The organism is Pseudomonas putida, assembly GCF_028682175.1.
Lineage (GTDB): Bacteria > Pseudomonadota > Gammaproteobacteria > Pseudomonadales > Pseudomonadaceae > Aquipseudomonas > Aquipseudomonas putida_AD.
Genome location: NZ_JANHKS010000001.1, coordinates 236,790 through 249,714, shown reverse-complemented (window position 1 = coordinate 249,714; position 12,925 = coordinate 236,790). Strand labels below are relative to the sequence as shown.

The 12,925-nt window shown below is 62.7% G+C and carries 10 protein-coding genes; 2 read left to right on the top strand and 8 right to left on the bottom strand.

Going from position 1 to position 12,925, the window contains the following annotated elements:
• Positions 1 to 59: 59 nt before the first annotated feature.
• Genes NPS29_RS01145 through NPS29_RS01125 form a run of 5 tightly spaced genes read right to left on the bottom strand, consistent with a single transcriptional unit; the run spans position 60 to position 6,044 of the window.
• Complete coding sequence (locus tag NPS29_RS01145; RefSeq protein WP_274130172.1) at positions 60 to 1,487, bottom strand: DUF2723 domain-containing protein; 1,428 nt, start codon at positions 1,485 to 1,487, stop codon at positions 60 to 62.
• Between the two features lie 40 nt (positions 1,488 to 1,527).
• Positions 1,528 to 2,508: a lysylphosphatidylglycerol synthase transmembrane domain-containing protein gene (locus NPS29_RS01140; protein WP_274130171.1), complete on the bottom strand. Its 981-nt coding sequence runs from the start codon at positions 2,506 to 2,508 to the stop codon at positions 1,528 to 1,530.
• Positions 2,505 to 3,251 (bottom strand): SDR family oxidoreductase, encoded by a 747-nt coding sequence (locus NPS29_RS01135; RefSeq protein ID WP_274130170.1) that lies wholly within the window; start codon positions 3,249 to 3,251, stop codon positions 2,505 to 2,507. Before NPS29_RS01135 ends, NPS29_RS01140 begins: the two co-directional genes overlap by 4 nt.
• A gap of 28 nt (positions 3,252 to 3,279) precedes the next feature.
• Positions 3,280 to 4,596, bottom strand: coding sequence for an FAD-binding oxidoreductase (locus tag NPS29_RS01130; RefSeq protein ID WP_274130169.1), 1,317 nt, complete (start codon positions 4,594 to 4,596; stop codon positions 3,280 to 3,282).
• Entirely contained in the window at positions 4,593 to 6,044 is a 1,452-nt protein-coding gene (locus NPS29_RS01125; protein ID WP_274130168.1) for a UbiA family prenyltransferase, read from the bottom strand. The genes NPS29_RS01130 and NPS29_RS01125 overlap by 4 nt, the downstream gene beginning before the upstream one ends.
• 316 nt (positions 6,045 to 6,360) lie before the next feature.
• Between NPS29_RS01125 and norR the strand changes: the two genes are divergently transcribed.
• Positions 6,361 to 7,920, top strand: coding sequence for a nitric oxide reductase transcriptional regulator NorR (gene norR, locus NPS29_RS01120; protein ID WP_274130167.1), 1,560 nt, complete (start codon positions 6,361 to 6,363; stop codon positions 7,918 to 7,920).
• A 205-nt stretch (positions 7,921 to 8,125) separates the two neighbouring features.
• On the opposite strand, the gene NPS29_RS01115 is transcribed toward norR, so the two are convergent.
• Positions 8,126 to 9,562 (bottom strand): MFS transporter, encoded by a 1,437-nt coding sequence (locus NPS29_RS01115; RefSeq protein ID WP_274130166.1) that lies wholly within the window; start codon positions 9,560 to 9,562, stop codon positions 8,126 to 8,128.
• A gap of 128 nt (positions 9,563 to 9,690) precedes the next feature.
• On the opposite strand from NPS29_RS01115, the gene NPS29_RS01110 reads away from it, so the two are divergent.
• Positions 9,691 to 11,010, top strand: coding sequence for an Nramp family divalent metal transporter (locus tag NPS29_RS01110; protein ID WP_274130165.1), 1,320 nt, complete (start codon positions 9,691 to 9,693; stop codon positions 11,008 to 11,010).
• Between the two features lie 150 nt (positions 11,011 to 11,160).
• On the opposite strand, the gene NPS29_RS01105 is transcribed toward NPS29_RS01110, so the two are convergent.
• A complete protein-coding gene (locus NPS29_RS01105) occupies positions 11,161 to 11,619 on the bottom strand; it encodes a DUF2214 family protein (protein ID WP_274130164.1) in 459 nt (152 codons plus the stop codon).
• A 179-nt stretch (positions 11,620 to 11,798) separates the two neighbouring features.
• Positions 11,799 to 12,734 (bottom strand): D-alanyl-D-alanine endopeptidase, encoded by a 936-nt coding sequence (gene pbpG, locus NPS29_RS01100; RefSeq protein WP_274130163.1) that lies wholly within the window; start codon positions 12,732 to 12,734, stop codon positions 11,799 to 11,801.
• Positions 12,735 to 12,925: the final 191 nt, after the last annotated feature.

Here is a 12,925-nt window from a genome sequence, read left to right as displayed (position 1 = left end):
CTCGAAAGACCCACACGCTTATGCCCATCGATTGCCCGAGGCATAAGCGTGTTGTTTTTTTATTTCAACCGCAACTCAAACCCCACCGCCATCGCCTGCAAGTCGAACCTGTCCGCGACCCCTGCGCAGTAGCTGGTGCGTGCCAGGTAGGCGCCCGGGCCCTTGAGATAGGCGTCGATGTTGGCGACTTCTTCGCACAGTTCGAAGGTACGGTCTTTGAGCAAGCCGCTGGCCTGGGCCGAGCGCAGTGCGCCGTTGGGGGTCCAGTCGGCGATGATGAGGGCGCCCTGGGGGGCGGATTTTTCGTAGCTCAGGACGAACTGTTCGGCGGAACGATCCGGCAGGTAGGGGGCCATGAAGTAATGAATGTCGTCCCTGAACGGCAGTGCTTCCTTGTGGGTGGGCAGTCCGATCAGGCCGCTTGCGTACACCGCGAACACGCTGAGGATCACCGCGGGTGCGCCGAGGGGCGAGGCGTTGAGCAGCGGGGTGGCGCGGCGTGGCAGCAGGGCGTGCAATTGCATCACGCCGATGATGCTAAGCAGTACCCCGCCGGGCAGGAAGAAGGTGAAGCGGTCGGTGACGTTGTAGGACACCGCAAACACGAAGTTCATCATCGCCGCCACCCACAGCAGCCGCAGTTTCGGATTGCGCGGGAGCAGCACCAGCCCGAGCACCTGCGGGCCGAGCAGGGAGAGCAATAGCAGGCCGACGGAGTTCTTCTCGTGCCACATGTCGTCGAAGCGGAACAGCGAACCCTGCCAGCTCTGTTCGGTGGTCTTGTCGGGGATGCCGATCAGGTAACGATGGCCGATGTCGATCAGGCCCAGACCGTTTTGCAGCTCATGGTAGATGCCGGGGAAGGCCACGCTGAAGCCCAGGGCAAAGCCGGGCAGGGTGATGAGCGTTCGAGCCTTGTATTGCCAGACCAGTTGTACGTAGAGCGGGAACAGCACGATGAAGGTGAGCTGATGAATCGCCCCGGCCAGCCCCGTGAGCATGCCGATCAGAAACAGCCTGGGCAGCACACCAAACCGCGACTGCGGGTCCAGGTGCAGCATGTAGGCCAGCGTCACCAGCAGTGTGTGCAGCAGGTACACCTCGGCCTTGGTCGATACCCAGAACACGCAGTGGCAGAGGAGTGCGGCGGCGGCGCAGAGCAGGGCGATCTGCGGGTTGGCGCCGGCGTTCTTCGCCAGCCGGTAGACGGCCCAGGCCAGCGGAATCAGCAGCAACGAGTTCATGAAGCTGAGCAACAGCGGCCCGAACGCCGAGAACAGCGCCGTGGTGACGAACAGGTACAGCGGATGATCCAGCGGCCCCAGGGTCTGGCTGAAGTAGTTGCCCTGGGACGCGTCGGCGAGAAACATGCCGTTGTCCATCCACTGGATCGGCCCGCTGGACGCATGAAAACTGGCGAGGATCGCGCCGATCACCAATAACAGCGGTATCACCACCGACGCCCGCATCCTGACTTCTGCCACCATGAAATGCACTCCTGTCCCTGTTCGCGCGTTGTTGTGAAGGTTATCGAGCGGCCTGCGGTTCGGGCGCGTTTGCGCCTTTGAGCCGCAGCAGCATCACGGCGCCGATGGCCACGGCGAACCACAGCGTGGCCAGGCGAATCAGTACGGTGGCGGCCACGGCGTCGGCGCCGTTCATGCCCTTGTAGACCAGCAACCCGACCATCACCGCTTCCGCGCCACCCAGCCCGCCAGGCATGAAACTCACCGCGCCTGCGAGCATCGCCAGGGCGTAGACGAACACCGCAAAGGTGAGCTCGATGTCAGCGCCCATCCATTGCAGAATCCAGTGAAAGGCCACGGCCTCGGCACTCCAGGCCACCACGCTGAGCAGCGTCAGGCCAAGCATCAAATGAAGGCGATGGCATTGCTGGGCGTGCCCCAGCACTTGCAGCAGATGGCGCAGCAGGCTGGTCACCTTGCCGCCTTCGACGGGAATCATCAGGGTCAGCCGAGCCAGCAGCCGGCGCTGGGACAGCACCAGTAATCCGATCATCACCAAAGCGACACCCACCACGATCATCGGCATCGCCTCCGGGTACAGCGACAGGCCGAACAGGGTCAGCAGCACCACGGCGAACAGATCCGACAGCCGCTCGCTGAAAAACGCAGCAAAGCTCTGCGGCCAAGGCACGCCCCAGCGTTTGAGCAGCACCCCGCGCAGGGCTTCGCCGGCCTTGCCGGGGGTGGTGGTCAGGGCGAACCCGGCCAGATAAATGCTCAGGCTCGGTCGCCACGGCATGGGGTGGCCCAACACCTTGAGGTAGCACTGCCAGCGCAGGAACCGCAAACCGTAGTTGATGCCCGACATCGCCAGCGCGATGACGATGCCCAGCAGCCCGACTTTCCCCACCGCCGCGCCCACTGCCTGCCAGCCGCCCCACAGGGAAAAACCCAGGTAGCCCAGGGCCGAGCCCACCACGGACAGGATCACCGCCCGATAGCGCCAGCCCGACAAGTGCAGCGCGGCGGGTTCGCGGGTCACAGGTTCAGCCTCTTGAACACCGGCTGCGGGATCGAGCGGATGACCAGCATGATCAGGCCCCAGAAACCCGGTGCGTACAGGGTCGGCACCTTGTTGGCGATGCCCTTGACGATGCGTTGGGCGACCTGTGCCGGCTGCGCCAGGAGGGCCGCGGGCAGCGACAGGCCCTGGGTCATGGGCGTGTCGACGAAGCCCGGCTTGATGGTGGTCACGTGCACGCCGACCTTGAACAAGCGCGCCTGCAGGCCTTCGCAATAGGTTGAAACCGCCGCCTTCGCGCTGCCGTAAAGGTAGTTGGAAGGACGTCCGCGATCGGCCGCCACCGAGGAGATGATCGCCAGGCTGCCGCAACGCTGGGTCTCGAACTGGTTGGCCAGGGAGGTCAGCAGCGCGATCACCGAGGTGCCGTTGTTGGCGAACTCGCGCAGGGCCAGATCGACGTCGTGCTCGCAGGCTTTCTGGTCGGGCAGGGTGCCGTGGGCGATCAGCGCGATATCGATCTGCCCCAATGCCGTCAGGCAGCGCCCCAGCATCAGGGGGTGCGCCTGGATGTCGGTGGCGTCCATCTCGTGCAGGGTGACGTTCTTCGCCCCCCGGGACTTGAGGTCGGCGGCGGTCTGCTGGAGCTTGTCGACGTTGCGCGCCACCAGGAAGAAATCGCTGCCTTCGCTGGCCCAGAGACGGGCGCAGGCGCTGGCGATGGCCGAGGTGGCACCGATGATCAAGACTTTCTTGGTGTTCAATCCATTCGCTCCTTCATGAACAGCTCCTTTATGCCAAGACGCGGCGCCAGAACCGGGACATCAGCGCGGGGTCACGCAGCGATTCGAGCTGCTCCCACGCGGGGTAGGCGCGACGAAAATCCGCGCCCGTCATGTGCGCATCCTTGGCCGGATACAACCGGCCACCCGCGGCCCGGACAATCTCGTCCAGGCGCGGGAAAACCACGCTTTGCAGGTGTTCGCTCTGGGGGAAATCCAGGGCCAGGGACGTCCCTGGCATCGGAAACGACAGCAGGCCCGGCGAGCGTATGTCGCCGCAGCGCTTGAGCACGGCCAGGAACGAACCCAGGCCGGCTTCGGCGATGGCCCGCAGCAGTTCGCCCATGGCCGCTTCGGCATTGGCGCCGGGGATCACGCACTGATACTGCTGGAAGCCCCGGCGGCCATAGATGCGGTTCCAGTGCAGAATGCGATCCAGCGGGTAGAAAAACGGCTCGTAGGCGCTGCGGCCCAGGGTTCGCTGGGCGGGATGCAAACGCCAATAGAGGTTGTTGAAGGCCCCCAGCGACAGGGTGTTGATCAGCGAGACCGGTGGCGTGACCGGCATGCTGAACCTGGCCCGCTGGCCGGTGTCCAGCGAGCCGTACTGCGCATGGTCGCCGACGATGAACACGCCGCGCCCGGTGTTGGCGCCCTTGGCCAGGCAGTCGATCCAGGCCACGCTGTACTCGTGCTTTTCATCCAGCTCATCGGACAGCGCGAAGAACTCGGCCAGATTGGCAAAGCGCACGGTGGTGGTATCGATCTGGCTGGCGCGGATGGGCATCAACTGAATCTGCGCCCAGTGCACGATACCGGTCAGGCCCAGCCCGCCGATGGTGGCAGCGAACAGCGAGGTGTTGCTGCTCGCCGAACAGGTGATTTGCGCCTGGCCGTGACGCAGCAAGCCGAAACTGCGTACATGTCGGCCAAAGGTGCCGCGCACATGGTGATTCTTGCCGTGCACATCGTTGGCGATGGCGCCGCCCACCGTGGCGAACTGGGTCCCGGGCGTCACCGGCAAGAACCAGCCGCGGGGGATCGCCACCTTCAACACCTCCGCCAGCGTGATGCCGGCCTCGACCTTGAGCAGGCCATGCTCCCAGTCGGCTTCGATCAGCCGATCCAGCGAGCGCATGTCCAGCACTTCGCCGCTGGCGGCCAGACAGCTGTCGCCATAGCTGCGGCCGTTGCCGTAGGGCAGACTGCTGGCGTGGTCGTCCACCACGCGCTGCAAGTGCGCCGGCAGATCGTCCAGCCATACGCAACGATGTCCGTGCTGCGGGGCACGGGGAAAGCGTCCCCATGAATACAGGTCGGTACTCATGCGGCGATCCAGAACATCAGCAGGAACACCGCGCCGATCATCTGGCTGGTGCGGTCACGCATGGCGAACACCACCGGGTCTTCGTTCATTTCGCCGCGATGGGTGAGCATCCACACACGAGTCACCCAGAACAGCAGCAGCGGGCAGGCCAGCCAGATGACATGGGGCGTGACGTAAAGCTCGGTGGTTTTCACATCCTGGATGTACAGCGCCAGCACCATCACCGCCAGGTAGCCCGAGGAGGCGCCGAGCGAGGCGATCATGTCCAGGTCACCGGGGTAGTAGCCGCGCCCTCGGGCCAGGGTCGTGACTTCCCGGACCCTGGCATCGCGCAGTTCGGCGTAGCGCTTGACCATGGCCAGGCTCAGGAAGATGAACATCGAGAAGGCCAGGATCCAGAAGGTCAGCGTCAGGCTGAATGCCGCGACCCCGGCGATGATGCGCGCGGTGTAGAGCATCGCCAGGACGATCACGTCCACCGCCATCAGCCGCTTGAGCTTGAGCGAATAGGCCAGTGTCACCACGTAGTAGGCCGCCATGACCGCCGAGAACTGCCAGGGCAGCAGGGTCAGCGCCGCGCCGAACGCCAGGATCAGCAGCGCCGGCACGGCGATCAGCCCGGCCTTGATCGACAAGCGTCCGCTGGCGAAGGGCCGGTTGCATTTGGTCTTGTGGTGGCGGTCGTCGCCCAGGTCCAGCATGTCGTTGAGGATGTAAACGCTGGAGGCGCACAGGCCGAAGCAGAAAAACGCAAACACGCCGTCGCGCATCAGCTCGAATTGGGTAAAGCGGTGGGAGGCCAGCAGCGGCACGAAGATCAGCGCATTCTTGAGCCACTGGTGCAGGCGCATCGCCTTGCGCCAGTCGCGCAGTTTGACAGTGTTGGTGTGCAACGTCGGCTGGACTTCGCTCATGGCGCTGACCCGCGATTCGACACCGCGATCAGGGTTGACTACATGGGCGTTGCGCGACACTTTCCAGATCGGCAGATCGTCTCTGGAGTTGCCGACGTAGTCGAAACCACCTTCACCAAAGTGGGCAACTAACAGGTCGCGCTTATTGTTACCGGACAAGTTTCGGTTGGCGTTGGAGGCCAATACCAGATCGAAGAGTTGCAGGTGTTCGGCGATGCGTTCGGCCAGGCTTACATGGCTTGCCGTGGCCAGCACGATCATCCGCCCGTTGGCCTGTTCGGTCTTGATCATCTCGATGACTTGGGCATCGTAGGGCAGCACTGAGACGTCAATCCAGGTCTCCAGCGCCAGCCCTTCCTTGAGCGCAGGCTTGCCCCGGAGCAGCCAGCCCAGCAGCTTGAAGACCTTCAGTGGCTGGCTCCTGATGAAAGCCATCGCGGTTTCCATCAGAAGATCGGTGCGCAGCAGCGTGCCGTCCAGATCCACCACCAAGGGGGGGAAGTCCTCTAGAGCTCGTCCCTGAATTCTTGCCATATCGAGTGCTCCGTTCGAGTGCATCTCGAATATAAACAAAATATTTCCGGTAAAGACTTAATTAAATCAAAGTGCGTCAGTAACTGCGGCAACTGCTTGGCGCCAGAATTAAATAGTCAACTTAATATAATGTTCGACTACGGGCGTTTCAGGCATGAAACAAACCGCGCCGGTTAGTTGGCGACCGGTTGCTGACGCGCCTGTGGTGTTGCGCAGCATTGCGCCCAACGCTCTGTTGTAGTCTTTCGAGGGGCACTGTGGTCATAATGACCGCATTTTCCGCGACGCGATCCGGATCATTACGCCCGGAGTCTTCATGACTAACCCTTTGCTGTTGGCGCTGGTTCCACTGGTTGCCGACCTGTCCCGCGAGCTGCCGGATGACGAACGCTATCGCCGCCTGCTGCGAGCCTTGCGCCAATTGCTGCCGTGCGATGCAGTGGCGTTGCTCAAGCTTGAAGACGATGTGCTGGTGCCGCTGTCAGTCGAAGGCCTGAGCCCCGACACGGTGGGGCGCAGGTTTCGTCTGGGCGAGCATCCGCGGCTGGACATCATCCTGCAGCACCGCGAGCCGACCCGCTTTTCCACCGACTGCGACCTGCCTGACCCCTATGACGGACTGGTGGACGGGGTGCACGGGCATCTGGAAGTTCACGATTGCCTGGGCTGTCCGTTGTACGTGCAGGACACATTGTGGGGCGTGATCACCCTTGATTCGCTGAACCCGGCCAGCTTCGGCAGCGTCGACCTGGACAACCTGCAGGCTTTCGCGAGCCTGGCGGCGGCGACGGTCATGGCCAGCGAGCGGATCAATCAACTGGCGCGCAATTTCGAAGACCAGCGGCAACTGGCCGAGGTCTACAAGCGCGCGGCGGGCGGGCGAGGGCCTCGGGAGCTGATCGGTCAGAGCGCGGTGCATCGTCGTTTGCAACAGGAAATCCAGTTGGTGGGCAACAGCCCGCTCACAGTGCTGATCACCGGGGAAACCGGGGTCGGCAAGGAACTGGTGGCCGAGGCGATTCACCTCAGTTCACCCCGGGCGCAGAAACCGCTGATCAGCCTCAACTGCGCGGCACTCCCGGAACTGTTGGTCGAGAGCGAGCTGTTTGGCCACGTCAAAGGCGCGTTCTCGGGGGCGGTGAGCGGGCGCAGTGGCAAGTTCGAACTGGCCGACGGCGGCTCGATTTTTCTCGACGAGGTGGGGGAGTTGCCGCTGCCGGTGCAATCCAAACTGCTGCGGGTGCTGCAGAGTGGGCAATTGCAGCGGGTGGGTTCCGATCAGGAGCATCGTGTGGACGTGCGGATCATCGCCGCGACCAACCGCGATCTCGCCGAAGAAGTGCGTGCCGGGCGGTTTCGTGCTGACCTTTACCATCGCTTGAGCGTCTATCCGCTGGTGGTGCCGCCGTTGCGTGAGCGTGGGCGCGATGTGTTGCTGCTGGCGGGCTATTTTCTGGAGGAAAACCGTGCGCGCATGGGGCTGCGCAGCCTGCGCATGAGCAGCGAGGCGCAGAAGGTGCTGGTGGCGTATCCCTGGCCGGGCAACGTGCGGGAGCTTGAACACCTGATCAGCCGTGCGGTGCTCAAGGCGCTGTCGGCCCACCCCGAGCGGTCGCGCATTCTGACCATCGAGGCGCCGATGCTGGGGCTCGATGAAGAGGTTCGGATCGATGCGGCGCTTGTGCCTGCGCCGGGAATTGCGTCGCCGGTGGTCAAGCCTGGAGAAGGGCTGAAGGAAACCGTCGATGCGTTTCAGAAAGTGCTGATCGAAGATGCGCTGGCGCGGTATCAAGGCAAATGGGCCGAAGTCGCCCGTGAACTGAACGTCGACCGGGCCAACCTCAGTCGGCTGGCGAAGCGGTTGGGGATTCGCTGAGAGCTGGCAAGGATCTGTGGGAGCGGGCTTGCCCGCGAAGGCGTCTGGTCTGACGCCTGGGTGGTGCATGATCCGCCGCATTCGCGGGCAAGCCCGCTCCCACAGATTAATCAGTGCAGCCCCTCGGATTTCTTGAGCACCCTGGCCCAGTAGCAGCCGGGCTTGCCCGCGGGGGCGTCGTCATGGTCGCCGCGTGAACGGCGGCTCACCGATGAGCAATGTCCTCCAGCGCCAGGTTGCGGGTCCTGGGCCCGAACGCGCCGATGGTGATGATCACGATCAGCATGCTGACGACGATAAAGGTCAGCACCCCCGGCGTGCCGAAGTGATCGAGAAACAAGCCGATCAGCAGGCTGCTGAACACCGTCGACAGGCGGCTGAACGAATAGCAGAACCCCACCGCCCGGGCGCGGATGTTGGTGGGAAACAGCTCGCTCTGATACGAGTGATAGCTGAAGCTCAGCCACGCATTGCAGAAGGTGATCATCACCCCGCAGACGATCAGCCCCACCGGCGTGGTCTGCTGCGCGAAGAGGGTACCGAAGATCATGGCGCCCAGGGCCGAGCCGACAATCTGCCACTTGTTCTCGAAACGGTTGGCGAATTTCACGAACAGCAACGGCCCCAGCGGGTACGCCAGGGTAATGATGAACGCATACGCCAGGCTGTGGGTCACGCTCACGCCCTGGCCGGACAGCAGCGCCGGCAACCAGTTGCCAAAGCCGAAGAAACCGATGGCCTGGAACACGTGGAAGACGATCAGCATCAATGCACGACGGCGATAGGGCGGCTGCCAGATGTCGGCGAAACGCCCTTTGCCTTCGACCGCAACGTTGTGGGTTTCCGGCATGTCCAGCGCCTTGCCATGGTCCTTGATGCAGCGGGCTTCCAGGTCATCCATGATCTTTTCCGCTTCGGCAAAGCGCCCCTGCTGCGCCAGCCAGCGCGGCGACTCGGGCAGGCGCGAGCGCAGCCACCAGATGAACAGCGCAAACACGGCGCTGGCGATTACCACGAAGCGCCAGCCGCTGAAGCCGAACGGGTCCTGGGGCACCAGCCACCAGGACATCAGCGCCACCGCAGGCACCGACAGAAACTGCACGAAAAACGCAAAGGCGAACGCCGAGCTGCGCATGCGCTTGGGCACCAGTTCCGAAAGATAGGCGTCGATGGTCACAAGCTCGATCCCTAAGCCAATGCCCACCAGAAAGCGCAGGCAGATGATGCCCAGGGCCGAGGTCTGCAGGCCCATCAGCACGGTGGCGACGGTGTACCAGACCAGCGCGAAGGTGAAGATCGCCCGCCGGCCGTACCTGTCGGCGATGGGGCTGAGCAGGCTGGCGCCCAGGAACAGGCCCAGGAAGGTCGCCGAGGCGAACGCGGCCTGGTCGGAGAAGCCGAATACACCTTCGGCGCCGGTGGCGAACAAACCGGCGCGAATCAGCCCGGGGCTGATGTAGGCGGTCTGGAACAGGTCGTAGAGTTCGAAGAAGCCGCCGATGGACAGCAACGCCACCAGTTTCCACAAGGTGGCGACAGCGGGCAGGCGGTCGATACGTGCCGAAATGTGCGCGGCGCGCACCGGGTCCAGGCCGTCGGCTGGTGAATGTGCAGGGCCAGAGGAGGGGGAAAGGGCAGACATTATTGTTTTCCGATTCTTTTTTCGAAAGCGTGGGACCCCGCATGTTAGAGCTTTTGAATAGATTCAAGACAAAATATTTCCGTGCGAGGTAAGCTTCAGGGCTGATCGCAATCACTTCCCGGATCCCCGTGAAATACAGACTCCCGACTACGGCCACCGCGCCGTTCTGCCCCTCGGCGGTGACCGACAGCGTCGCCATTCCGGCCAATGCCTCGTTCCTGCGCAAGATGATGCTGTTCGTGGGGCCGGGTCTGTTGGTCTCCATCGGCTACATGGACCCCGGCAACTGGGCGACGGCCATCGAAGCCGGCTCGCGCTTTGGTTACGCGTTGCTGTTCGTGGTGGTGCTGGCCAGCCTGTCCGGCATGGTGTTGCAGAACCTCTGTTCGCGGCTGGGCATCGCGACCGGGCGCGACCTGGCGCAATTGTCCGCCGAGCGCTACAGCCGGCGTGTAGGCATGGGTCAGTGGATTCTGGCGGAGCTGTCGATCCTGGCCACCGACCTCGCCGAAGTGCTGGGCGCGGCCCTGGCGTTTCATCTGCTGCTGGGGGTGTCGATCACCACCGGCGTGGCGTTGACCGCGTTCGACACAGTGATCGTCCTGGCCTTGCAAGGCGCCAACTTCCGTCGCCTGGAAGCCATCGTGCTGGGCCTGATCGCAACCATCGCCACCTGCTTTTTCATCGAGCTGGTGCTGATCAAACCCTTCTGGCCGGACGTCGCCGCAGGGCTCAAGCCCTCGTGGGACGTGCTGAGCAATCAGGAGCCGCTGTACATCGCCATCGGCATTCTCGGGGCGACGGTCATGCCGCATAACCTGTACCTGCATTCGTCGGTGGTGCAGACCCGGGTCAACGGTTCATCCGTTGAAAGCAAGGCCAGCGCGATTCGCTATGCGCGGGTGGACACCATTGCCTCCCTGAGCATGGCGCTGGTGATCAACGCGGCGATCCTGATCCTGGCGGCGGCTGCGTTCCACGGCACGGGACATGCCGATGTGGTGGAAATCCAGGACGCTTATCACCTGCTCGATCCGCTGGTGGGCGGCGCGCTTGCCAGTGTGCTGTTCGGCGTTGCACTGCTGGCGGCGGGGCAGAGTTCGACTTTTACCGGCACCATCGCCGGTCAGGTGGTGCTCGAAGGCTTTCTCAACGCGAAGATTCCTTGCTGGCAGCGGCGCCTGATTACCCGGGCACTGGCACTGATTCCGGCGCTGGCAGGGGTAATCTGGTTCGGCGATGGCGCGGTGGGCAAGATGCTGGTGCTCAGTCAGGTGGTGTTGAGCCTGCAACTGCCGTTTGCCCTGTGGCCGTTGATTCGCTTTACCAGCGACAGGCAACTGATGGGCCCCTTTGCCAATAACGCTGTGACAAAAGTGCTGGCGTGGGGCTTGTTCAGCCTGATCTCGGCGGCCAACGTGGCGTTGCTGGTTTTCTGGGTGAATTGAACAGGGCCCGGATCCCACCTGTAGCAGTACGATGCTGTGAACACCCACCTCGCTGTGGGAGCTGGCTTGCCAGCGAAGGCGTAGGGTCGGTCGCCATGGGGTTGGATGACACGACGCTTTCGCGGGCAAGCCCGCTCCCACGGGCTATGTTCAACTGATCAGAATCCCCCGCGCCATCCCTGTCGCGGCGATCACGATGATCACCATCAACGCCGCTTCCATATGGCTGATCCGCGCAAAGCGGCGCGAGCGGCTGGTGTCGATGGGCTGGTTTTTCTTGAATGCGATGCGCCAGCCGATCAGGGCGAACATCGGCACGACCTCAAGCGCCAGGATCGCCACGAACGCGGTCATCTTCAGGTGGAACAGAGGTTGATGCAGGTAGTAGAACGAGCCTTTCTCAAGCCCGCCGAAGGCGCGGAATGCGCCGGTGATCAACAGAATGCCCGCTGACAGGCCCCAGATATTGTCCACCACGAACACATCGCGAAACGAGCGCGGGTCATCGGTACGCAACCGGCGCAAGGCCCGCCCCCGAGCCAGAACCGCCGCCAACGCAAAGCCAAAAGCCAACAAATGCAGCGCAGCCAGTACCCATTTGATGAGCATGGTTCAACTCCCCCGAGCGATGTGCGAAGCCAGCATCAACAACACAAGCGTAGCGGGTGGTTGGGGGTTGTGCGTTGTGCCATGGATGAAACAATTGACAGGATCCGCTGGCGCGTTGCGCAGCGCAGGGAAGGAAGCGCAGAGGCCGCCCGGCGCGGGGCGGCTCTGGTCGGGCAGGTTTATTCGGCGGCCTGCAGGCCTTTCTGCTTCATGATCAGGTTTTTTTCTTTCTTGTACTGCAACGCCACTTCCGGCGCCGGGCCGCTCTTGCCGGTTTCCATCCACAGGCGCATGCGGCTGGCATCGGCGAAGTGGGTGTACTTGCCGAACGCATCCAGAATCACCACCGACACCTGACGGTTGGCCATGCTGGTCAGCAGCACCAGACAGTGCCCGGCCTGGTTGGTGAAGCCGGTCTTGGTCAGCTTGATGTCCCAGTTGGACTTGCGCACCAGGTGGTCAGTGTTGCTGAAACCCAGGGTGTAGGTGGGTTTGCGGAAGGTGACGGTCTTCTCGGGCGTGGTGCTCAGTTCACGCAGCATCGGGTAGTTGCGCGCGGCCAGCGCCAGTTTGGTCAGGTCGCGAGCGGTGGACACGTTGAAGACCGACAAGCCAGTAGGTTCCATATAGACGGTGTGGCTCATGCCCAGCGCCTTGGCCTTGGCGTTCATGGCCTTGATGAACGCCGGGTAGCCGCCCGGATAGCTGTGGGCGAGGCTGGCCGCTGCGCGGTTTTCCGACGACATCAGGGTAATCAGCAACATGTCGTGGCGATTGAGTTCACTGCCCAGCTTGACCCTGGAAAACACGCCTTTCATTTCGGCGGTCTGGGAGATGTCGACCTTGACCATCTCGTCCATAGGCAGCTTGGCATCGAGGGTGACCATGGCCGTCATCAGTTTGGTGACCGAGGCGATGGGCACGATGACGTCCGGGTTGCTGGAATACAGCACCTGGCCGGTCTGCAGATCGGTGATCATGGCGCTGCCGGAGGCCAGATGAAGGTTGGCCGGGTCACGGTTGAAAGCAGCAGGTTCGTTCGCAAGTGCACCGGTGGAGAGTGCGGAGCCTGTAAGTGCAAATAATAGGCCGATGAGGGATGTGCGAATTTTCAAGAGCGAAGCTCACTTTGATTGGAGACAGCGTGGAAAGCCGTACTTTTTTCAAGAACGACAACAAGATCGGCGCATTTTAGGAGCATGTTTCTAAGTATGTCGATGGGGTGCCTTGGACGTTTGCGTAATAAAAACAGCCTGTATGGCATTCGTTCAGGTTAAGGATCCAAAAAGCCTGTATTTAAGGCGGT